This is a genomic window from Mesorhizobium sp. LEGMi-168a, assembly GCF_058312955.1.
This window is the reverse complement of record NZ_JBZEGV010000001.1, coordinates 108,103-128,251: the sequence shown is the minus strand read 5'-3', so window position 1 is coordinate 128,251 and position 20,149 is coordinate 108,103. Positions and strand designations below refer to the sequence as shown.

Sequence of the window (20,149 nt, the reverse complement as noted above, 5' to 3'; positions counted from 1 at the left end):
GCACCTCTTTTGCCCGCTCGATAAGGTTGCATGATCTGCATGGACTATGCGATATCGTTCATGAATGGACCGCGATCTGCTCACGCATCTGCCTGTTGTCGTCGCCGTGGCGCGGCGCGGCGGCTTTGCGCTCGCCGCGGCCGAGCTCGGCATGAGCCCGTCGGCCGTCAGTCACGCGGTGCGGCTGGTGGAAGAGCGTATCGGCCAGCCGCTGTTTGCGCGCACGACGCGCAGCGTTTCGCTGACCGAAGCCGGCAAGGCGCTGGTCGAGACGGCCGCCCCTGCCCTTCAGGACATCGCCGAACGCATGGATCGCATCCGCGGCGTCAAGGGCCGGCCCTCCGGCCTGCTCAGGATCAATGCCTCCAACATCGCGATCCCCTTGGCGGTGACGCCCGTGGTCGCGGCCATGGCCGAGCGCTATCCGGATGTGACGGTCGAGGTCTTCGCCGAGCAGGGCCTGGTCGATATCGTCGGCGAGGGTTTCGATGCCGGCATCCGACTGGGCGAGATGATCGCGCAGGACATGATCACCGTGCGGCTGACGCCGCCCTTCAAGGCCGTGGTCGTTGCCTCGCCTGCCTATATCGGAAAGCACGGCCGTCCGCGCGACGTGGCAGACCTCGCCAAGCACAATTGCATCGGCTACCGGCTTGTCCGCTCGGGCGGGCTCTATCGCTGGGATCTGAACGACAACGGCAAGGACGTCGCGGTCGAGACGCGCGGCACCGCCGTCGTCACCGATTCGCTTGCGGCAATCGATGTTGCGCTTGCGGGCGTCGGGCTCGCCTATGTGTTCGAGCCGCTGGTGCGCGCCGATCTTGCGGCCGGACGTCTGGTCCAGATCCTGCCGAAAGCAGCGATCGAGGAGCCGGGCCTCTTCCTCTACTTCCCGCGCCGGGCGTCAATGGCGCCGAAGCTCAGGGCCTTCATCGATACCGCAAATGAGATCGGCCGGGCATCCTTGCGGACACCCGGCCGAGTTGCCTGAGCTCTTTAGCCTTACTTCTTCTTCGGGCTATTTCTTGACCGCGGCCGCGACTTCCGCCGCGAAATCGGTCGTTTCCTTCTCGATGCCTTCGCCGAGCGCGAAGCGCAGGTAGGCGCTGATCTTGGCCGGAGCGCCGATCTCCTTCTCGGCATCCTTCAGCGCCTTCTCGACGGTGATGTCAGGGTTGAGCACGAAGGCCTGCTTCAGAAGCACCACCTCTTCATAGAACTTGCGCAGGCGGCCCTCGACCATCTTCTCGATGATCGCCTCGGGCTTGCCGGTCTGGCGCGCCTGGTCGGCGAAGATCGCCTTCTCGCGCTCGACCGCGGCCGGATCGAGTTCTTCGGTCGTCAGCGCCATCGGGTTGGTGGCGGCGACATGCATGGCGACCTGACGGCCGAAGGCGTTCGCCGCATGCTCATTGCCGGTGGTCTCGATCGCGACCAGCACGCCGAGCTTGCCGAGGCCGTCGGCAACGGCGTTGTGGACATAGGTCGCCACCGCGCCATGCGGAACGGTGAGCTTGGCCGAGCGGCGGAAGCCCATGTTCTCGCCGATGGTGCCGACCGCGTCCTTGATGGTGTCGGTGACCGACTTGTCGGAACCCGGATACTTGGCCGCGGCCACGGCCTCGGTCGTGCCATAGGCGAGCGCGACCTTGGCGACGTTGGCAACGATTTCCTGGAAGGCGGCGTTGCGCGCAACGAAGTCGGTCTCGGAATTGACCTCGACGACGGCGGCTTCGCGGACGCCGGAATCGACGCCGATCAGGCCCTCTGCCGCGGTGCGGCCGGCCTTCTTGTCAGCCTTGGAGATGCCCTTCTTGCGCAGCCAGTCGACGGCCTCTTCCATGTTGCCGTTGGTTTCGTTCAACGCCGCCTTGCAGTCCATCATGCCCGCGCCGGTCAAGTCGCGGAGTTCTTTGACCTGTGCAGCCGAAATGCTCATTGTCGCCTCTTTGTTTCAAATGCGCCGACGCACCATCGAATGTCGATGATGCGCCCGGCAAAAGCGCTTTAGCGCGCCAACTTATTGGAAAGATGAAGGCCGGAACCGGCCTTCGCTTTTCAAGCTTCCGGAGCCTCGGCAGCCGGGGCGTCGAGCGCCGGCTCGACCGGTGCCTCGGCCGACGCGCCGATATCCATGCCGAGCGCGCCCTGCTGGCGGGCGATGCCGTCGATGGCAGCCTTGGCGATCAGATCGCAATAGAGCTGGATGGCGCGCGCCGCGTCGTCATTGCCGGGGATCGGGAAGTCGATCTTGTCCGGATCGCAGTTCGAATCGATGATGGCGACGACCGGAATGCCGAGGCGCTTGGCCTCGAGGATGGCGATCGCTTCCTTGTTGGTGTCGATGACGAACATCAGGTCCGGCGTCGAGCCCATGTCCTTGATGCCGCCCAGCGCCTTGTTGAGCTTCTCGCGCTCGCGGTCGAGGTTGAGGCGCTCCTTCTTGGTGAGGCCCTGGGCCTCGCCGGCCAGCGTCTCGTCGAGCTTGCGCAGGCGCTGGATCGAGTTCGAGATCGTCTTCCAGTTGGTCAGCATGCCGCCCAGCCAACGCGAGTTGACATAATACTGGGCCGAACGCTGCGCGGCGTCGGCGACGATGTCCGAGGCCTGGCGCTTGGTGCCGACGAACAGCACACGGCCGCCCTTGGCGACGGTGTCGGAAACCTGCTTCAGGGCCTGATGCAGCAACGGCACCGTCTGCGACAGGTCGATGATATGGATGTTGTTGCGGGCGCCGTAGATGTAAGGCGCCATCTTCGGGTTCCAGCGGTGGGTCTGGTGGCCGAAGTGAACACCAGCTTCCAAAAGCTGGCGCATGCTGTAATCAGGCAGAGCCATTCTTTAGTTCCTTTCCGGTTGGCCTCCACGGACACAGGCATTTCGGACGGATGTCCTGATGCCACCGGAGGTTTCAGCCGGATTTCTCCCGGGCAGACACCAAAGTCCGTGTGTGGAATGAGCGCGCATATAGAGGGGATGCGCCATAAACGCAAGCGGGGCGCCGGAAAACGCTTTTGCCTGCGGCGATCCGCGCAAATCTCAGCGTTTCACCTTGCCGTTCGGCACCCGCACGCGGCGGAAGATCGCCACGATCTCCTCGCGGCTGCATTCGACCGCGCCAAGCCGCACGGCGCGGTCGCGCTCGAAGCCGGTGATATCGTAGTGCGGCGCCGAAGTCTTCGGCGGCCCCTGATAGGATGAGCGCTTGACGCCGAGCTCGGCGGCAAAGCGGTGCAGCTCATCGGTGTCGTCGGCGAGCAGATGGCACCAGCGATGGCCGGCCCATTTCCAGATCGCCGCATCGACATAGACAGCCATCGAGCTTGCCGCACTCCTACCGACATGGGCGGCCCGCTCACAGTCACCCGGGCCGAAATGAAGTCAGCGATGATAGAAGGGATTCGGATAGGAAATGAAGCCGCCGCCGGCCTGGAGCTCGGCGACGATCCCGGTCACCGCTTCCTGTATGCGCGAGCGCAGCACGATGAGCGCCTCGTCGACCGAGCCGTCATAGACATGCAGTCCCAGGGGCTCGGGCACGCGGATATGGGCACAGCGCGGCCCCGCGGGTTGCGGGATGAAGCGGTTGACCGTGTCGCGCAATGAACCCTTGCAATAATCGTTGCGGATGCGCTTCAGATGCTCGGCGATCTCCTCCTGCGTGACCGTTTGATTGGCGAAGGCCCAGGCGCCGACACGCTGTATGCGCTGGATCGTTTCCGTCAGCTTTCGCACATGTTTCTGCTCACCGGCATCGGCCTTTCCGTCGCGCAGCCAGCGGCGTGAGCGCCGCAGCAGCTCGGCCATATCCAGGCCCGGCTCGGCAATGGCTGCGGCTAGCTCCCGTCCAAGCACAGCCAGAACGCCTTGCTGGCAGTCGGCATAGGAAGCGCCCTCCTCCGCCGCCAGGCCACAGGCCTGTTCGTCGCGGGACAGCAGCGTCGAATAAATGCGATAAACGCGTTCCGGCAGCGAGCCGTTTGCGGCGCTTGCGATTTTCAGGCTTTTCTCGACATAGGTGCATTCCTTGGCGAGCGCCCGCTCGACATTGCCGGTGAAAGCGAGTTTCCAGACGACCGGAGCGACCCAGGCCTTGAAATCCTTGTTCGTCTCGCGACCGCGCTTCAAGGCTTCGAGCCCCATCTCCACCGCGCCGGGAAGCAATGGCCCGATATAGTTACTGTGCCAGCCAACAGAGCCTTCCGGATGAAGCAGCACGCCATGACCTTTGAGGGCCCAGTCGACCGAATGCGCCTTGGCGGCGTCAGTGTTGCCGGGAATCTGCGCGATCAGATTGTTGGCCAGCCAGAATTTCTGCATCAGCCGACCGAGCCCGTTGACCACGCCATGCGTCGCCCATGAGGCGGCAAGCGGGCTGACGCGCGAGACGATCTCTTTGTCGATCATCCAGTCGGTGAAGAATTCCGGATGGTTGGGCGTGATAAAAGTCGCTTGGCCCCCGCCGCAGCAGGCCTGCAGCCTTTGCCGGTCGGCGGCGGGAAAGTCGATGTGGCGGACGTTTGAGACACCGCGCAGGCCGGCGAGCCGGTTGAACGGCAACAGGTCGCGAAAGCCTGGAACACCATGCAGCATGACGACGCGGTTGACGATCGTCATTACGCTGATCAGCGCCGGATTGGGCCGCGGCGCCACGAACACGTCTATCCTGCCCAAGCTTCTCCCCCGAAATGCCCGCAAGGAAGCTGGAACCGGATTGCGGCGCCTTCAAGTCGAGCCGCCCCGGCAGGTGGCTTTGTGGTTAACTCGCCACTATTTCGACGCCGGGCAAGGCTTGGCCTGATCGAACAGCGACAGGTTGACCAGCTTGCCGGTCATCGAGAAGTCGCCATAGTCCATGACGAGATCGCGCGTGATGCCGTTCTCGTGCAGCTTGAAGCTGATCCGATACTCAGGCACTTCCTCGCCGCTCTTGTCGGTTTCGTCGAAATAGGCGATGTCGACCGGCCAGTACTTGTCGGTCGCGAGCTTGGCAAGCGCCGGCGCTTCGGGGTCCAACTTGTCAGCGTCGGTCCTCTTGCCGACAACAACCGTGGTCGTCATCACCTTGTTGGCGTCCTCGGAGCCGTCGAACAGATTGGTCTGATAGAAGTTTTCCCCTTTCTCGGCCTTGCCGATCAGCTCGACGAGATGTTGGGTGGGGAACTGCGTGGCGGCGAGCTCGAGCGTGTTCTTCTCGGGCTTGTCGATATCGACCTTGAGGCCCTTCGGCTCCTTGGTCGCCATGCCCTTGACTTCCTTGTCGAGGTTCTGGTCGACGAAGGATTTCGTCACGAAGGAGAAGGTCTTGCCCTCGGCGTCTTCGAACGTCGTCGTCTGCTGGTCGGTCAGCCTGGTGTTGTCGCTGGTGACGATCTGGGTGACGAAGCGGAATTTTACCGTGTAGCCCTCGCAAGGCGAGCCGTTGAACTCATACACCATGCGGCCGGAAATGCCGGTGATGCCCGATCGGTCCGACGCCTTATTGAGGGTGAGGTCGTAGACGGCGCGGTGCGCCTGCAGCGCGGGCACGGCAAAGGCCGGAGCCATCGGGATGGCCGCCGACAGGAGAGCGGCGGAAAGGAAAAGGCGCGTCACGCGCATGAAGTGCTCCGATCGTCGCGACCGATGGCAGGCCGCAGGGAAAGATGGTCCAGCTTAAAAAAAGTCGTGGCGGAAGCGAGGCAAAAATAGCAATTTCGGCCCGGCCAACGCGGCGCCTTCCAGCAATAGGGAAAACCAATGAGCGAAACAATCGAAAAGCGGCTAAGCGATCTCGGCATCACCATTCCGGCCGCCGCCGCGCCCGCCGCCAACTACGTGCCCTACTGCCGGACCGGCAACACGCTGTTCACGGCAGGCCAACTGCCGCTGAAGGACGGCAAGCTGCTGGCAAGCGGGCTGCTCGGCCGCGATATCGACACCGCCGCCGGCAAGGAGGGCGCGAAATTCTGCGCCATCAACATCCTGGCGCAGGCCAAGGCAGCCCTCGGCGATCTCGAAAAGATCCGCCGGCTGGTCAAGATCACGGTCTTCGTCGCCTCGGCGCCGGATTTCGTCGAGCAGCATCTGGTCGCCAACGGCGCCTCCGACTTCCTTGTCGCCGCGCTCGGCGAACGCGGCAAGCATGCCCGCTCCGCCGTCGGCACCGCGTCGCTGCCGCTCAACGCCGCGGTTGAAATCGAAGCGATCTTCGAAGTCGAGTGAGCGCGCCTGACATGACCGACCTTTCCTGGCTGATCGCCCGCCCGGTCGCGCATCGCGGCTTTCACGACATGAACAAGACGCGTTGGGAGAACACGCTGTCTGCCTTCGCCTCGGCGGCCGAGCGCGGCTATGCGATCGAATGCGACGTGCATATCTCGTCCGATGGCGTTCCCGTCATCATCCACGACGGCGACCTCAAACGCCTGACCGGCGAGGACGGTTTTGTTTGGCAGCGCACCGCGGCCGAGCTGACGGCGCTGAAGGTGGGCGGCACCAAGGATCATGTGCCGACGCTGCAGGAGGCGCTCGACTTGATCGACGGTCGGGTGCCGCTGGTGGTCGAGCTGAAAGGCGTTGCCGGCCACGACACCGGACTGGTGGCGAGCGTCGGCAGGCTGCTCAAGCGCTACAAGGGCAAGGTGGCGATCATGTCGTTCGACCACTGGCTGATCCGCGATTTCGCCAAGGATGCTCCGGGCATTCCTGGCGGGCTGACCGCCTACGGCAAGGACAACCAGCTCATCGAAGCGCATTTCGCCATGCTGGCGCATGACCTCGCCTTCACCTCCTACGCCGCCGGTGACCTGCCCAACCCGTTCGTCAGCTTCGTGCGCGAAAAGCTCGGGATGCCGGTCATCACCTGGACGGTGCACGACCAGCCGGCGGTCGACCTCACTTTCAAATATGCCGACCAAATGACCTTCGAGGGTTTTGAGCCCGATCTGGTCAAGGTCGCCTAGAGCCGGATGATTTCAGGTCGAAACGACCTGAAATCTGATCCGCCTCTAAATCAATCTAAAGAGAGAGCATGATGTCGTCCGAAAACCGCTTCACACTTTTCGGCATCATGCTCTGAGGCGGTGCCTGAAACGTGACTTGTAGCAGCCCTGAGGACGCTTAAATAAGCCGCATGGATCAGGGTGACGAAGACGATGGACGGACGGCGAATGCGGACTATGCGATCCGCGTCGCGGCGGGCATCGGGGCATTTACCTGCGAGGAGTGGAACGGCTTCGTCGGGACCACACGCGGTGACAAAGAAAACGGCTACAACCCGCTCGTTTCATTCGCTTTTCTGAGCGCGCTGGAGGATTCCGGCTGCGCCGTGCGGCGCACCGGTTGGCAGGGCCATCATCTCAGGCTCGAGAATGCGCAAGGCAAGCTGCTCGGCGCCGTGCCTTGCTATCTGAAATCGCACAGCCAGGGCGAATATGTCTTCGACCATGGCTGGTCGGATGCGTTCGAGCGCGCCGGCGGGCGCTATTATCCCAAGCTGCAATGCTCGGTGCCGTTCACGCCGGTCACCGGCCCTCGCCTGCTGGTGAGCAAGGATGAGGATGAAGGCGCAGTCAGGGCCGGACTTGCCGCTGGCTTGAAATTGGTGACCGATAAGCTTGGCGTGTCTTCCGCCCATGTCACATTCGCCACGGAGTCCGATGTCGCGACGCTGGAGGCAGCCGGCTTCCTGCATCGCACCGACCAGCAGTTCCACTTCTTCAACGAAGGTTTTTCGAACTATGACGACTTCCTCGCCACGCTTGCCTCGCGCAAGCGCAAGGCGATGAAGAAGGAGCGGCGTGAGGCGCTGGCGGACGGCATCTCGATCGACTGGCTGACCGGCAAGCACATCACCGAACGCGCCTGGGACGATTTCTTCGCCTTCTACATGGATACCGGCGGCCGAAAATGGGGCAGGCCCTACCTCAACCGCCAGTTCTTCTCGCTGATCGGCGAGCGCATGGCGGACGATATCCTCCTGGTGATGGCCAGGCGCAACGGCCGCTACATTGCCGGCGCTATCAACTTCATCGGCTCCGATGCGCTCTACGGGCGCAACTGGGGCTGCATCGAGGATCATCCCTTCCTGCATTTCGAGGTCTGCTACCATCAGGCGATCGACTTCGCCATCGAACGCAAGCTGAAGGTGGTGGAGGCCGGCGCGCAAGGCGAGCACAAGCTGGCGCGCGGCTATCAGCCGGTCACCATGCATTCGGCGCACTACATCGCGCATCCGGGCCTGCGCAACGCCGTCGCCGACTATCTGCGCCGCGAGCGTCACGAGGTGGAGCGGATGGGCGAATATCTCGAAGAGCACACGCCGTTCCGCAAGGATCTCAAGGAGTAGGCGGCGCCCTATCCCACAGTCATCGCGGCTTTCGTGCCGCGATCGGAACGAGGAACGAAAAGCAGGCGACCAGGAAGAAGATGCCGCCCGCAAGAGCCAGCAGATCCTGCGCGCCACGCCGCGGCGATGAAGAACAGCGCCGACGCAATGAACAACAGCCAGCCGGCAACGATCCACTTCATAGCCGCTCCATCCTCATCCTCGCCTGTCAGACGACAAACATGTCCGTTCAGGCAAGCAGCGATAGGCTTGGCTGCTGGCGACACGAACAGCATTTTGCAACGAAGGTCCCAGTTTTTTGTCCGACCGCGCCACACCACCAGGCTTCCGCTGGCGGCTTGAAACGTAGCTCCAACATCCCGCGCCCGAGCGCCTTGCCGCATACAAGCGGCTTCGCTACATCGGGTGGCAGGCTACAATCCGGAGGACCCGCCATGGCCGAAGCCTATGATCCCGGCAACATCTTCGCGAAAATCCTGCGCGGCGAAATCCCCTCGCATCGCATCTATGAGGACGATGCGGTCGTTGCCTTCATGGACGTGATGCCGCAAGGGGTCGGGCACACGCTGGTGGTGCCGAAGGTGCCGTCGCGCAACATCCTCGATGCCGATCCGGCAACGTTCGCCCCGCTCTTTGCCGTGGTGCAGAAAGTGGCGGTGGCCGTGAAAAAGGCCTTCAACGCCGACGGCGTCACCGTCCTGCAGTTCAACGAGCCGGCATCCGGGCAGACCGTCTACCACCTCCATGTCCACGTCATCCCGCGCTTCGAGGGTGTGCCGCTCAAGCCGCATTCCGGGCAGATGGAGAAGCCGGAGGTGCTGGCCGAGAACGCCGGCAAGGTCCGGGCGGCGCTTGGAAATTGAAACTCGCAAGTCCGTCGACCTGAGAGGCGGACCGATAGCTTCGAACCGACAGGCCCGATCTGGTTTGCGAAAGCCTCCGCGCAGCTCGACTTTCCCGAAGCTAAATTTTGGAGCCGAGCGGATTGCGTACCGCATCGGGTGCGATCGTTTGCACTCGAATCGCTTGGTTAGGGAATATCGAACCATCTCGCGGTAAGAGGTTGAGCGGTAGCGAACTATCGGGTTTCAAAGCCATGGAAAATTCGGTTGCGACGTCGCCCCCCCTGACGAGGACAGCCGCCGGACGCGCTTTTCTGATCGTATTGGCGGACGCCTTTCAACGGCACCGGCTGCTGCACGCAATGGCCGTCGCGGCCCTGCTTCTGGCAGCCGCGGTCGGCATCCGCACCGGAAACATGCCGGATTTCGGCGTATTGAAGGAATACGCCCAGTATCTTTTTATCGCTTTCTGGATCTGCGGCTGCGTCTTCGCTCTCGGAAGCTTTTTCCACCTGGCGCTGATCAAGCGAGACACCGAACCGCTCGGCGCCTTCCTGAAATCGCTGGGCAGCTTCTTCGGCGATGCCGAACGCACTGCCAACAGCCTGAACGGCCTGGCCGCCAGCATCGCCTTCATATCCGCCGTCGGCGTGCTGAAGGGAGCCATCGCAATTCTTTCCCCGTTCGCATGGGACAAGGCGCTGGCTCACGCCGATCGGGTCCTGCATTTCGGCCGGGCGCCACACGAGTGGCTGTGGTTCGTCGTCCAGTCGCCACTCGCGTTGAGGCTGCTCAATTTAGCCTACAATTTCTGGTTCATCGTGCTCATCGCCACGGTTTTCACCGCTTGCATCACACGCAGCGATACGAAGCTGCGTCACCAGTTCCTGATGAGCTTCATGCTGGTGTGGACCTTTGGCGGCTTTTTCCTGGCGATGGGGTTGTCGTCGGCCGGGCCGTGCTATTTCGAGCGGCTGGGTCTCGGCGCTGACTTTCGTCCGCTCATGCAGGCACTCTCCGCCGCCGATCGCGTCTATCCGATCTGGGCGCTCAGCACGCAGGACATGCTGTGGAGCGGCTATACCGGCGCGACCAGCGGCAGTATCGGAATATCAGCCTTCCCTTCCATGCACGTGGCGATGGCGGTGCTTTTCGCCCTCTACGCAATGCGCCGTTCCCGGCTGGCCGGCATGCTGATGTGGGCATTCGCCGGTGTAATCATGATCGGTTCGGTCGCGCTTGGCTGGCACTACGCCCTGGACGGCTACGCGGGCGCGTTTCTGTCAGTCGCGATCTGGAAGGCATGCGGATATTTCCTGAGCCGCTTCGCGCCAGAAGGGGTTGCTTGACCCAGCGACGAGCGATCCGGACTTCACGGTAAGACTTGCGCGGCATTAAAGCATGTCTCCCGAACCGGTTTCGGGACAAAGACATGCGTAAAATCAAAGACCTAAAGCGCACTGAGCGATTCCGAAAGATCGCGATGCGCTTTAGGCAACTTGACCGGTGAGGCTCAGGCGGCTCGCATTCACGCCAGCCTCCGAAAGGCCTGCGGTTCCGGTCCGGCATCGAGCCGTTGCCGGATTGCCATGGCGCACTCGGCGGGATTTTGCCGCGATGTATCGACCTCGAAATCGTAAACGCCCGGCCTATGCACCTCTTCCTGCCAAAGACCGACGGGCAGCGGCACTGCATCGTCGACGGAGCCGGTCACATACGCTCCGTCCGCTCCACTCGCGGCACGCCTTTGCATGATCACGTCAACCGGGCAGCGGACCCCGACGAACAGGACCGGCAGGCCGGCCAGGCGCCGGGCGCAATCGGGAAGGATGTCGAGCGATCTCGAATAGGCGTCGTGGTGACCGACATCGACGACGACATTCAACCCCAGCCGGCTGTGTGCCGCGATGGACTCATAAAGCGCGGCGTAGAGGCGTGGCACAAAGGCCTCCAGGTCAGGGCGTTCTCCGCCCGGGCGAAGGCCAATACCCGGAAGCAGTCGTGGCGGCGTGATCTGCACACAGGCGTCGACGCCGAGATTGATCCAGGCACCGTCGAACATCTCCTGAACGGCGGCCGCGATGCTCGACTTTCCGGAGCGCGGCGCACCGTTGAGGGTGATGATTTGTCCGGCTTCCACGCGCCAGTTTTCTCCCAACGAAAAAAGCCCCGTTGCCGGGGCTTTTTTGATTTCCGGGCCGATCAGCCCTTGCGGGGCAGTTGCGGCACCAGGCTGCGCTTGCCGCCGTCCTTGCCCTTCGGCTCCGGCTTCTGCGCCACCGCCTTCTTGGCGGCAGGCTTCTTCGCCGCGGCCTTTCTGGGCTTAGGCGAATCCTCCGGCTCTTCCTTCTTCGGCTTCACCGGGGCTTCGTCGCCGAGCGACTCGAGCTTCAGGCCGGTCTCGCCGGTCTCCTTCTTCTCGACGGTGACGCGCACCGTGCCGCCCTTCTTCAGCTTGCCGAACAGCACCTCGTCGGCGAGCGGCTTCTTGATGTGCTCCTGGATGACGCGGCCGAGCGGACGCGCGCCCATGCGCTCGTCATAGCCCTTGTCGGCCAGCCAGGCGATCGCATCCGGCGACAGGTCGAAGGTGACGCCGCGCTCGGAGAGCTGGGCCTCAAGCTGCATGACGAACTTCTGCACCACCTGATGGATCACCGGCACCGGCAGCGAGCCGAACGGGATGATCGCATCGAGACGGTTGCGGAATTCCGGCGTGAACAGCCGGTTGATCGCCTCGACGTCGTCGCCCTCGCGCTTGGTCGAGCCGAAGCCGATCGCCGCGCGCTGAGCGTCCGACGCGCCCGCATTGGTCGTCATGATCAGGATGACGTTGCGGAAGTCGATCTGCTTGCCGTTGTGGTCGGTCAGCTTGCCGTGGTCCATGACCTGCAACAGGATGTTGAACAGGTCCGGATGCGCCTTCTCGACCTCGTCGAGCAAGAGCACGCAATGCGGATGCTGGTCGACGCCGTCGGTCAACAGACCGCCCTGGTCGAAGCCGACATAGCCGGGAGGCGCGCCGATCAGCCGCGAGACCGTGTGGCGTTCCATATATTCCGACATGTCGAAGCGGATCAGCTCGACGCCGAGCGAGGCCGCGAGCTGCTTGGCCACTTCGGTCTTGCCGACGCCGGTTGGCCCTGAGAACAGGTAGGAGCCGATCGGCTTCTCCGGCTCGCGCAGGCCGGCCCGCGCCAGCTTGATCGCCGAGGTCAGCGCGGTGATCGCGGTGTCCTGACCGTAGACGACGCGCTTCAGCTCGACATCGAGGCCCTGCAGCACCTTCTCGTCGTCGGCCGAAACCGTCTTCGGCGGGATTCGGGCCATGGTGGCGATCGTCGCCTCGATCTCCTTGATGCCGATCGTCTTCTTGCGCTTGGCCTCCGGCACCAGCATCTGCGAGGCGCCGGTCTCGTCGATCACGTCGATCGCCTTGTCCGGCAGCTTGCGGTCGTTGATGTAGCGCGCCGAAAGCTCGACCGAAGCCTTGATCGCTTCAGAGGTGTAGCGGACCTTGTGGAACTCCTCGAAATAGGGCTTCAGGCCCTTCATGATCTCGATGGCATCTTCGATGGTCGGCTCGTTGACGTCGATCTTCTGGAAGCGCCGCACCAGCGCGCGGTCCTTCTCGAAGAACTGGCGGAACTCCTTGTAGGTGGTCGAGCCGATGCAGCGGATGGCGCCCGACGACAGCGCCGGCTTCAACAGGTTCGAGGCATCCATGGCGCCTCCGGACGTGGCCCCTGCCCCGATCACGGTGTGGATCTCGTCGATGAACAGCACCGCGCCGGGATAGTCCTCGAGCTCCTTGACGACCTGCTTCAGCCGCTCCTCGAAGTCGCCGCGATAGCGGGTGCCGGCCAGCAGCGTGCCCATGTCGAGCGCGAAGATGGTGGCGTCCTGCAGCACCTCGGGCACGTCGCCCTCGACGATGCGCTTGGCAAGGCCCTCGGCGATCGCCGTCTTGCCGACGCCGGGATCGCCGACATAGAGTGGGTTGTTCTTGGAGCGGCGGCACAGCACCTGGATGGTGCGGTTGATCTCGCTCTCGCGGCCGATCAGCGGATCGATCTTGCCGGCCCTGGCCTTGTTGTTGAGGTTGATGCAGTAGGCAGTCAGCGCGTCCTGCGGCTTCTTCTTGCCGCCGTCCTCCTGCGGCTCGGCGCCGTTCTGGCCGCCCTGCTCGTCCTCGGCGCCGCGCGGCGTGCGCGACTCCGAGGCGCCGGGGCGCTTGGCGATGCCGTGCGAGATGTAGTTGACCGCATCGTAGCGGGTCATCTGCTGTTCCTGCAGGAAATAGGCGGCGTGGCTCTCGCGCTCGGCGAAGATGGCGACGAGCACGTTGGCGCCGGACACTTCCTCGCGGCCGGACGACTGCACATGGATGACGGCGCGCTGGATGACGCGCTGGAACCCGGCGGTCGGCTTGGAATCCTCATCGTAGCCGGTGACGAGGTTGTCGAGCTCGGTGTCGATATAGGTGAGAACGGTGTGCTTGAGCTCGTCGAGATCGACGTTGCAGGCGCGCATGACGGCGGCCGCCTCGGTGTCGTCGATCAGGGCGAGCAGCAGGTGTTCGAGCGTCGCATATTCATGATGCCGCTCGTTGGCGAATGTCAGCGCCTGATGTAGCGCCTTTTCCAGGCCTTGGGAGAAAGCCGGCATGTTACCTCACTTCTTCTCCATCACGCATTGCAGCGGATGCTGATTCTGTCGGGCGAAATCCATGACCTGAGACACTTTGGTCTCGGCCACCTCGAATGTGTAGACCCCGCACTCGCCCACTCCATGATTGTGAACATGCAGCATGATGCGTGTGGCGGCCTCGCGGTCCTTCTGGAAAAAACGCTCCAGGACGTGGACCACGAACTCCATGGGAGTGTAGTCGTCGTTGAGGATGAGGACCCGGTAGAGGCTGGGCTTCTTGGTCTTGGTTTTGGTGCGCGTGATGACCGCCGTGCCGCGACCGGGATCGTTGCGGTCGCCGTCACCTTGCATTCGCACCACGCCTGCCGTGGCAGTCAAACCGATCGTCACGTAGTCCTGCCTTTTCGAATCCTCATGCGAGTTCAACATGTAGGTCTTCGATGGACGATTTTAAGCCCTTCTGTTTAGCTGACAATATGGCTAGGTGGGCAAACTTCAGCGATTTTCTCAATCGTGAATGCGGGAAGGCTCAGGCGGTTGCAGCCGCGCACGAAAAAACCCGGCCGCGCTTCCGCGACCGGGTCCTTTTCTGAGGCCGGCTGGCCGTGTCCGATATGATCGGACGAGATTACTTCGCCTTGGCGACGACCGATTCGAACGGCTTGTAGGCTTCCTTGGCGAGCTCGGCATAGAGATTGCCGAGCTTGCTGGCCTCGGCCACGAAGCTCTCGTAGCTCTGCTTGGCGTAGTCGGTCTGGATCTCGATGGCCTTCTCGATCGACTTGGCCGCGAACAGCTTCTCGACGGCGGCGCTGCCGGCCTCGAAGCTCTTCTTGGTGTATTCGCCGGCTTCGGTGGCGATCGCCTGCGCGCCCTTGGTGAGCGAGGCAAAGCTCTTCAGCCCGGTGTCGGCAAACTCCTTGCCGTATTTCGTGAAGTCCTCATAGGTCTGGGTCATTTCATTCTTCCCTTGGTTGAAACGCCCATTAGCCCCGGGCGCCCTTGTGCAATGCATCGGAATATATTGTGCGCTGCACAAAAGTCAAGATTCCCTTGAGCCGCAAGGGTCCCAAGGAACAGCAACGGCTAAAATTCGAATAAACAGAAGCTCAAATCGCCAGAAAATGGTGAACGCCGCGGTTACCATAAACGGATTGGTAACGCTGGCCGCGATAGCTTGGCCGAAAGTGAGGCAGGCACTCCCTCTGCCGCCTCCGGGGCAACGAAAATTCAGGGTAAGTAACGGTGCGTCAGGCGTTGTCGGGCTTCGTCTCCAAATCTCCATTCTCCATTAAGGCAGTCATGGTCGCCGCTCTGGCGGTGACGATTGTCGCCGCCGATGTCGCCTCGGCTCTAGCCGCCAAGTCCGCGGCCATTGTCGTCGACGCCAAGACCGGCAAGGTGCTCTATTCGGCCGACGCCAACGGCCGGCGCTATCCTGCATCGCTCACCAAGATGATGACGCTCTACCTCACCTTCGAGGCGCTGGCGAAAGGCAGGATCAGCAAGAATACGCCGGTGCCATACTCGGCCCATGCCGCGTCCGAGCCGCCGACCAAGCTCGGCGTGCGTGCCGGCGGCTCGGTTCCGGTCGAGACCGCGATCCTGTCGATGGTGACCAAGTCGGCCAATGACTCCGCCACGGCGCTGGGCGAGCTCTTGGGCGGCAGCGAGGACAATTTCGCCCGCATGATGACGGCCAAGGCGCGTCAGCTCGGCATGAACGGCACCGTCTTCCGCAATGCCAACGGCCTGCCCGATCCCGGCCAGTTCACCACGGCGCATGACATGGCCATGCTCGGCATCGCGCTCCGTGAGCACTACCCGCAATATTACGGCTATTTCTCGCAGCGCTCGTTCCTCTACGGCCGCCAGCGCATCAACGGCCACAACCGCCTGCTCGGCCGCATCAAGGGCGTCGACGGGATCAAGACCGGCTATACGCGCGCTTCCGGCTACAACTTGGTTTCCTCCGTCGCCGACGGCGACCGCCGCCTTGTCGCGGTGGTGATGGGCGGCGCTTCCGGCCGCAGCCGCGACAACCAGATGGCCTCGCTGATCAACACCTATCTGCCGCGCACCTCGACCCGGGGCGGCGGCAATTTGATTGCCAAGGCGGGCGGCGACAATCCGATCAAAGCCCTGGCCAAGGTCTTCCTGCCGAAGCATGACGCGCCGACGCCTGACGAAAAACCGGCTGTCGACGAGACCGAGGTCGCGTCGGCCGACGACAGCGCTCCGGTCGCGGAGGAGACCAAGCCGGTGATCCAGGTCAGGAAGGTGAAGACGGTTGCCGTGGCCGCCATGGCGCCGGCGCCTGCGCCCCAGGAAACCGCATCCCAGACCGGAACCACGTCCCAGACAGTCGCCGCTTACGCCGAGCCGGCTCCAGCGGCCGCGCCGGCCGTCGATCCGGTCAGGACGTCTTCCGTGCCGTCGGGATGGGTGGTGCAGGTCGCGTCCTCGCCCACGCAGTCTGGAGCTCAGGCCCTTCTCGACAAGACAAGCAAGCAGGCGCCGAAAGCGCTGGCCGATGCTTCGGGCTTCACGGTCGCGTTCGACAAGGACGGCGTCACCTACTACCGCGCCCGCTTCGGCGGCTTCGGTTCGAAGGACGCCGCCTGGAAGGCCTGCGATGCCCTGAAGCGAAAGAAAATCTCGTGCTACGCCGTCCAGCAGTAAGCGGCGTTTGAAGCTCCCCGGTAAGTTCTGCGTCGAAGGAGACTAATCGTGATTGGAGAGCAAGACGTCCTTGGCTTCATTGATTCGCGCCGCCAGGACAGACGTGCCGCCGACATCGGCGTTCAGGCGCTGCATCAGGCGGCGGTGCGCCTTGCGGATATCCGCCGCGGCAGCCCCCGCTTCAAGACCAAGGATCTTGTAGGCCTCCTCCTTAGTCATGGCGCCCGCACCTGGCGCAACACCCAGCCCTTCGCCACTGTCCGGCTGCGCGTCCTTGCGCCAGACGGGAAAACGGCCGTCAAGATACGTCTCTAACAGCTGGCGGCTCTCCGGATCCGGCCGCAACTCGACATGAAGTTGCTGCAGGTCCGCGATCCCCATGGCGCCCAGCATTTTGCCCTCATAGTGGCCCGCCAGGACGAGGCCTTCGAGCTTGCCGCTGTCGTGGTCGAGGTCCATTTCGAGGGCCGCGGTGCGCACCGTCGAACGCTTGGCCGCGACAGGTTTCGCCGGCGGTCGTCTCGCCCGCATCCACGCATACCAACCGGCGGCCGCAACCATCAGCAGGCCGCCGATGCTGCTGCGGCCGACCACGAGCATCGTCGCGCCGGTCAGACCCAGCAGCGCGGGTCCAAGCGTTCTGAGATTGTCCGCCATCCTGGCTGCGTCGGCGCGCACGAAAACTGTCGCCACACCAAAAAGCACCAGAAGCAAAGCCGCCAATGCGATGATCACGCCCATCGGTTAGCACCGCCACGCAAATGATTGTGCATGTAAATCAAGATGTGGCGTAGGTCCGGCGCTTGCAAGCCCCACACCGAGCCAGCCGAAGGGCCAGCGGCGTAACGACCAGTCCGACCTAAAGCATGTCTGCCGAAAGTGGGGAACGGTTCCGGGGCAAAGACATGCGTAAAATCAAAGGCCTAAAGCGCATGGAGCGAACCTGAAAGATCGCGGCGCGCTTTAGACTAAAGCAGTCCCAGTTCGGCGAGCTCCAGTCGCAATTTCGGCGGCATCTCGGCGAGTGCCGCCTTGCCCTTGCCGAGATCGGCCGGAGCATCGGAAGGCTTGAGATAGCGCCAACCCTGGAAAGCGCGGCGCGGCTGCCAGTCGGTGCGCACCACTTCGGGATCAAGCATTAAATGGCAGCGACCGATGCCTTCGTCGTCGGTGAAAGGCCGGATCTCGGTGATCAATTGCCGGCATTGGACGTTGCCCTTGATCACCCAATAGAGCGAGCCGCCATCGATGATCTCCTCGCCACGCGTCGGCACCATGCGCGTGGTGTGCCAATGCTCGGCCGGCTCGCCGGCGCGCCGCCGCTCATCGAGACGGAAGGCAATCCATTCTTCCAGATCCTCGACGCTGTCGCAGCCGACACAGAGCTTGATGAGATTGAGAGACATGCCCGCAATCTAGCGACTGCCCCCGGCGCGTTCAACGCCGGGCAACGTTATGCACAGGCCGGTAACTGCACGATCATGAGGCCAGAGCAGCCGTTTCGATTGCTTCGGCAACCCACTCGTTGAGACTTTTGTTCTCGGCTGCGGCAGCGATAACGGCCGCTTCGTGAGTGGCCGGATCAAGCCGAACGTTAAAGCGTCCAGAAAATTCTCGAAAAGGCTTGATGCCTTTCTCTTGGCACATATCGAGGAAAACTCGCAGTGACGTTGCGCCCTCGGCGTAGAGCTGTTCGACATTCTCGGCATAAAAATCGGCCCCCCCAGCCAGTCCGAGAAACTCGCCCCTGAGCATCCCGATCTCCGGGTCGAAAGACACCGATGCCTTGTGTCCGTCGATCTCGATGATGTTCTTCATGGTCTCACCCCGTGGCTTTCCAGCCATTTCCTGACGCTGGTAACCGCGCCCTTGTCAGTTTCCGGCGAAGGATGAGGCCGATGAAAGACCCGAATCTCGCCGAACAGGAACACGCCGACGCGTGATCCCTCGCGTTCACTCACTTCGGCGCCCAATGCCACGAACAAGGCTTCGATATCCGACCATCTGATTGTGCCACTTACCGGCCGCGCGAAAATCTGCGTCAGCGTTGCCTGGTGCTTTCGCTTCATCCCGGCTTAGTACTATAATATGGTATCATTTCGCAAGGATTCAATGAAGAGCTGCGTTCGCGCTCAGCACTCTACAACATTGACCGCCAGCCCGCCGAGGCTGGTTTCCTTGTACTTCTCGTTCATGTCGAGGCCGGTCTGGCGCATGGTTTCGATGGCAGCATCCAGCGGCACGAAATGCGTGCCGTCGCCCTTGATGGCGAGCGAGGCGGCGGTGACCGCTTTGACCGCGCCGAGCGCATTGCGCTCGATGCAAGGCACCTGCACGAGGCCGCCGACCGGATCGCAGGTCATGCCGAGATGATGCTCGAGCGCGATCTCGGCGGCGTTCTCGACCTGCTCGGGCGTGCCGCCCATGACGGCGCAAAGGCCCGCCGCCGCCATCGCCGAGGCGGAGCCCACCTCGCCCTGGCAGCCGACCTCGGCGCCCGAGATCGAGGCGTTGGACTTGATGATGCCGCCGACGGCGGCGGCCGTCAGCAGAAAATCGCGGATGCTCGGCTGGTCGGCTTCGGGGTGGAAATGCAGCCAGTAGCGCAGCACCGCCGGCAGCGTGCCGGCAGCGCCATTGGTCGGCGCGGTCACCACACGCCCGCCGGCCGCGTTCTCCTCGTTGACCGCCATGGCATAGATCGACAGCCAGTCATTGGCGAGCAAGGGATTCGGCCGGTTCTGCTGCCACTGTTCCTGCAGCTTGTCGTGCAGCTGACGCGCGCGGCGACGCACCTTCAGCCCGCCGGGCATGATGCCGTCCTGCGACAGGCCGCGGTCGATGCAGCCCTTCATGGCGCTCCAGATCGCGTCGAGCCCGGCGTCCAGCTCATCGCGCGACATGTGCTTCTCCTCGTTGGCGCGCTTCAACTCGGCGATGGAAAGCCCGCTCTTGGCCGCCATCGCCAGCATCTCGACGGCGTTCTTGAACGGGTACGGCACCTTCTTGCCTTCGGTCGTCACCGAGCCCTTGGTCTTCATGCGCTGCAATTCTTCCTCGGAGACGACGAAGCCGCCGCCGATCGAATAATAAATGCGCTTGAGCAGCAGCCGGTCGGATGCGTCATAGGCATAGAACGCCATGCCGTTGGCGTGACCGGTGAGTGGCGTCTTGCGGTCGAGCACCAGGTCCTTGGCGGGATCGAAGCGATAGGACGGATGCCCAGGCGGCGAAATCCGTCTATCCGCGCCGATGCGGGCAACGATGCCATCCGCCTCGTCCGGATCGACGGTCTGCGGCGTCTGGCCCGCAAGGCCGAGGATGACGGCGCGGTCCGAGCCGTGGCCGATGCCGGTATAGGCGAGCGAGCCATGCAGGCTGGCGCCGATGCGATCGACCTTGGCGCCGGCCGGACGCGGCCAGTCGCCGGCGAGGATTTCGTCGAGGAAGCGGCGAGCGGCCGTCATCGGCCCCATCGTATGCGAGCTCGATGGACCGATGCCGATCTTGAACAGGTCGAAAACCGAAAGGAACACGCGCCGTTGTCTCCTGAAGGCCGCTCAGAAATTACATATAGGAATTCTCGTGATGTTTCCGCTGTTTTGGATGTCGCGGCGCGGCGTCTGCCGACCTTGTTTGCTCCGGC

General features: G+C 63.0%; 22 protein-coding genes. 7 read left to right on the top strand and 15 right to left on the bottom strand.

Features of this window, described 5'->3' with window-relative positions:
• Nucleotides 1-64: 64 nt before the first annotated feature.
• A complete protein-coding gene (locus AC4FWB_RS00655) occupies nucleotides 65-991 on the top strand; it encodes a LysR family transcriptional regulator (protein WP_491023871.1) in 927 nt (308 codons plus the stop codon).
• Nucleotides 992-1,018: 27 nt separating this feature from the next.
• Here the strand turns inward: AC4FWB_RS00655 and tsf are convergent, their stop codons facing one another.
• The 5 genes from tsf to AC4FWB_RS00630 form a co-directional block, all read right to left on the bottom strand.
• Nucleotides 1,019-1,939: a translation elongation factor Ts gene (tsf, locus tag AC4FWB_RS00650; RefSeq protein ID WP_320229167.1), complete on the bottom strand. Its 921-nt coding sequence runs from the start codon at nucleotides 1,937-1,939 to the stop codon at nucleotides 1,019-1,021.
• A 119-nt stretch (nucleotides 1,940-2,058) separates the two neighbouring features.
• Nucleotides 2,059-2,838, bottom strand: coding sequence for a 30S ribosomal protein S2 (rpsB, locus tag AC4FWB_RS00645; protein ID WP_491023870.1), 780 nt, complete (start codon nucleotides 2,836-2,838; stop codon nucleotides 2,059-2,061).
• Nucleotides 2,839-3,039: 201 nt separating this feature from the next.
• Nucleotides 3,040-3,318 (bottom strand): DUF4031 domain-containing protein, encoded by a 279-nt coding sequence (locus AC4FWB_RS00640; RefSeq protein WP_059188655.1) that lies wholly within the window; start codon nucleotides 3,316-3,318, stop codon nucleotides 3,040-3,042.
• A gap of 63 nt (nucleotides 3,319-3,381) precedes the next feature.
• Nucleotides 3,382-4,674, bottom strand: coding sequence for a hypothetical protein (locus AC4FWB_RS00635; protein ID WP_491023869.1), 1,293 nt, complete (start codon nucleotides 4,672-4,674; stop codon nucleotides 3,382-3,384).
• Between the two features lie 96 nt (nucleotides 4,675-4,770).
• On the bottom strand, nucleotides 4,771-5,601 hold the full coding sequence (locus tag AC4FWB_RS00630; RefSeq protein WP_491023868.1) for a cell envelope integrity EipB family protein: 831 nt from the start codon (nucleotides 5,599-5,601) through the stop codon (nucleotides 4,771-4,773).
• 138 nt (nucleotides 5,602-5,739) lie between these two features.
• On the opposite strand from AC4FWB_RS00630, the gene AC4FWB_RS00625 reads away from it, so the two are divergent.
• The 3 genes from AC4FWB_RS00625 (at nucleotide 5,740) to AC4FWB_RS00615 (ending at nucleotide 8,329) form a co-directional block, all read left to right on the top strand.
• The gene (locus AC4FWB_RS00625; protein ID WP_491023867.1) at nucleotides 5,740-6,204 is read left to right on the top strand and encodes a RidA family protein; all 465 of its coding nucleotides are present in this window, start codon (nucleotides 5,740-5,742) and stop codon (nucleotides 6,202-6,204) included.
• An 11-nt stretch (nucleotides 6,205-6,215) separates the two neighbouring features.
• Nucleotides 6,216-6,944 carry a glycerophosphodiester phosphodiesterase gene (locus tag AC4FWB_RS00620; protein WP_491023866.1) on the top strand — a complete coding sequence of 243 codons (729 nt, stop codon included), beginning with the start codon at nucleotides 6,216-6,218 and terminating at the stop codon, nucleotides 6,942-6,944.
• Nucleotides 6,945-7,114: 170 nt separating this feature from the next.
• Complete coding sequence (locus AC4FWB_RS00615) at nucleotides 7,115-8,329, top strand: GNAT family N-acetyltransferase (protein ID WP_491023865.1); 1,215 nt, start codon at nucleotides 7,115-7,117, stop codon at nucleotides 8,327-8,329.
• A gap of 8 nt (nucleotides 8,330-8,337) precedes the next feature.
• On the opposite strand, the gene AC4FWB_RS00610 is transcribed toward AC4FWB_RS00615, so the two are convergent.
• Nucleotides 8,338-8,511: a hypothetical protein gene (locus AC4FWB_RS00610; RefSeq protein ID WP_491023864.1), complete on the bottom strand. Its 174-nt coding sequence runs from the start codon at nucleotides 8,509-8,511 to the stop codon at nucleotides 8,338-8,340.
• 252 nt (nucleotides 8,512-8,763) lie between these two features.
• Here AC4FWB_RS00610 and AC4FWB_RS00605 point away from each other — a divergent pair, with 252 nt between their 5' ends.
• Together AC4FWB_RS00605 and AC4FWB_RS00600 are read left to right on the top strand one after the other, a co-directional pair.
• The gene (locus tag AC4FWB_RS00605; RefSeq protein WP_491023863.1) at nucleotides 8,764-9,192 is read left to right on the top strand and encodes an HIT domain-containing protein; all 429 of its coding nucleotides are present in this window, start codon (nucleotides 8,764-8,766) and stop codon (nucleotides 9,190-9,192) included.
• Nucleotides 9,193-9,425: 233 nt separating this feature from the next.
• Nucleotides 9,426-10,520, top strand: coding sequence for a phosphatase PAP2 family protein (locus AC4FWB_RS00600; RefSeq protein ID WP_491023862.1), 1,095 nt, complete (start codon nucleotides 9,426-9,428; stop codon nucleotides 10,518-10,520).
• Between the two features lie 179 nt (nucleotides 10,521-10,699).
• Here AC4FWB_RS00600 and AC4FWB_RS00595 read toward each other — a convergent pair whose 3' ends face one another.
• The 4 genes from AC4FWB_RS00595 to AC4FWB_RS00580 form a co-directional block, all read right to left on the bottom strand.
• Nucleotides 10,700-11,311 carry a chloramphenicol phosphotransferase CPT family protein gene (locus tag AC4FWB_RS00595; protein WP_491023861.1) on the bottom strand — a complete coding sequence of 204 codons (612 nt, stop codon included), beginning with the start codon at nucleotides 11,309-11,311 and terminating at the stop codon, nucleotides 10,700-10,702.
• A 62-nt stretch (nucleotides 11,312-11,373) separates the two neighbouring features.
• Nucleotides 11,374-13,839, bottom strand: a complete 2,466-nt coding sequence (gene clpA, locus AC4FWB_RS00590; protein WP_491023860.1) for an ATP-dependent Clp protease ATP-binding subunit ClpA — start codon at nucleotides 13,837-13,839, stop codon at nucleotides 11,374-11,376.
• Nucleotides 13,840-13,845: 6 nt separating this feature from the next.
• Nucleotides 13,846-14,172, bottom strand: coding sequence for an ATP-dependent Clp protease adapter ClpS (gene clpS / locus AC4FWB_RS00585; protein ID WP_041000825.1), 327 nt, complete (start codon nucleotides 14,170-14,172; stop codon nucleotides 13,846-13,848).
• 277 nt (nucleotides 14,173-14,449) lie between these two features.
• Nucleotides 14,450-14,779: a phasin family protein gene (locus tag AC4FWB_RS00580; protein WP_491023859.1), complete on the bottom strand. Its 330-nt coding sequence runs from the start codon at nucleotides 14,777-14,779 to the stop codon at nucleotides 14,450-14,452.
• A gap of 287 nt (nucleotides 14,780-15,066) precedes the next feature.
• Between AC4FWB_RS00580 and AC4FWB_RS00575 the strand changes: the two genes are divergently transcribed.
• The gene (locus AC4FWB_RS00575) at nucleotides 15,067-16,503 is read left to right on the top strand and encodes a D-alanyl-D-alanine carboxypeptidase (RefSeq protein WP_491023858.1); all 1,437 of its coding nucleotides are present in this window, start codon (nucleotides 15,067-15,069) and stop codon (nucleotides 16,501-16,503) included.
• Between the two features lie 42 nt (nucleotides 16,504-16,545).
• On the opposite strand, the gene AC4FWB_RS00570 is transcribed toward AC4FWB_RS00575, so the two are convergent.
• The 5 genes from AC4FWB_RS00570 to AC4FWB_RS00550 form a co-directional block, all read right to left on the bottom strand.
• On the bottom strand, nucleotides 16,546-17,244 hold the full coding sequence (locus tag AC4FWB_RS00570) for a J domain-containing protein (protein WP_491023857.1): 699 nt from the start codon (nucleotides 17,242-17,244) through the stop codon (nucleotides 16,546-16,548).
• 227 nt (nucleotides 17,245-17,471) lie between these two features.
• Complete coding sequence (locus AC4FWB_RS00565; protein ID WP_491023856.1) at nucleotides 17,472-17,909, bottom strand: DUF1489 family protein; 438 nt, start codon at nucleotides 17,907-17,909, stop codon at nucleotides 17,472-17,474.
• Between the two features lie 73 nt (nucleotides 17,910-17,982).
• Nucleotides 17,983-18,321 carry a type II toxin-antitoxin system HicB family antitoxin gene (locus AC4FWB_RS00560; protein WP_491023854.1) on the bottom strand — a complete coding sequence of 113 codons (339 nt, stop codon included), beginning with the start codon at nucleotides 18,319-18,321 and terminating at the stop codon, nucleotides 17,983-17,985.
• Nucleotides 18,318-18,572 (bottom strand): type II toxin-antitoxin system HicA family toxin, encoded by a 255-nt coding sequence (locus tag AC4FWB_RS00555; protein WP_491023852.1) that lies wholly within the window; start codon nucleotides 18,570-18,572, stop codon nucleotides 18,318-18,320. The genes AC4FWB_RS00560 and AC4FWB_RS00555 overlap by 4 nt, the downstream gene beginning before the upstream one ends.
• 63 nt (nucleotides 18,573-18,635) lie before the next feature.
• Nucleotides 18,636-20,039, bottom strand: a complete 1,404-nt coding sequence (locus AC4FWB_RS00550) for an L-serine ammonia-lyase (protein WP_491023851.1) — start codon at nucleotides 20,037-20,039, stop codon at nucleotides 18,636-18,638.
• Between the last annotated feature and the right edge of the window lie 110 nt (nucleotides 20,040-20,149).

Coding starts and splice junctions, on each gene's coding strand:
- AC4FWB_RS00640 (WP_059188655.1), bottom strand. CDS start 3,318: ATGGCTGTCTATGTCGATGCGGCGATCTGGAAATGGGCCGGCCATCGC.
- tsf (WP_320229167.1), bottom strand. CDS start 1,939: ATGAGCATTTCGGCTGCACAGGTCAAAGAACTCCGCGACTTGACCGGC.
- AC4FWB_RS00620 (WP_491023866.1), top strand. CDS start 6,216: ATGACCGACCTTTCCTGGCTGATCGCCCGCCCGGTCGCGCATCGCGGC.
- AC4FWB_RS00600 (WP_491023862.1), top strand. CDS start 9,426: ATGGAAAATTCGGTTGCGACGTCGCCCCCCCTGACGAGGACAGCCGCC.
- clpA (WP_491023860.1), bottom strand. CDS start 13,839: ATGCCGGCTTTCTCCCAAGGCCTGGAAAAGGCGCTACATCAGGCGCTG.
- AC4FWB_RS00565 (WP_491023856.1), bottom strand. CDS start 17,909: ATGTCTCTCAATCTCATCAAGCTCTGTGTCGGCTGCGACAGCGTCGAG.
- AC4FWB_RS00605 (WP_491023863.1), top strand. CDS start 8,764: ATGGCCGAAGCCTATGATCCCGGCAACATCTTCGCGAAAATCCTGCGC.
- AC4FWB_RS00570 (WP_491023857.1), bottom strand. CDS start 17,244: ATGGGCGTGATCATCGCATTGGCGGCTTTGCTTCTGGTGCTTTTTGGT.
- AC4FWB_RS00655 (WP_491023871.1), top strand. CDS start 65: ATGGACCGCGATCTGCTCACGCATCTGCCTGTTGTCGTCGCCGTGGCG.
- rpsB (WP_491023870.1), bottom strand. CDS start 2,838: ATGGCTCTGCCTGATTACAGCATGCGCCAGCTTTTGGAAGCTGGTGTT.
- clpS (WP_041000825.1), bottom strand. CDS start 14,172: ATGCAAGGTGACGGCGACCGCAACGATCCCGGTCGCGGCACGGCGGTC.
- AC4FWB_RS00610 (WP_491023864.1), bottom strand. CDS start 8,511: ATGAAGTGGATCGTTGCCGGCTGGCTGTTGTTCATTGCGTCGGCGCTG.
- AC4FWB_RS00630 (WP_491023868.1), bottom strand. CDS start 5,601: ATGCGCGTGACGCGCCTTTTCCTTTCCGCCGCTCTCCTGTCGGCGGCC.
- AC4FWB_RS00625 (WP_491023867.1), top strand. CDS start 5,740: ATGAGCGAAACAATCGAAAAGCGGCTAAGCGATCTCGGCATCACCATT.
- AC4FWB_RS00580 (WP_491023859.1), bottom strand. CDS start 14,779: ATGACCCAGACCTATGAGGACTTCACGAAATACGGCAAGGAGTTTGCC.
- AC4FWB_RS00615 (WP_491023865.1), top strand. CDS start 7,115: ATGGATCAGGGTGACGAAGACGATGGACGGACGGCGAATGCGGACTAT.
- AC4FWB_RS00560 (WP_491023854.1), bottom strand. CDS start 18,321: ATGAAGAACATCATCGAGATCGACGGACACAAGGCATCGGTGTCTTTC.
- AC4FWB_RS00555 (WP_491023852.1), bottom strand. CDS start 18,572: ATGAAGCGAAAGCACCAGGCAACGCTGACGCAGATTTTCGCGCGGCCG.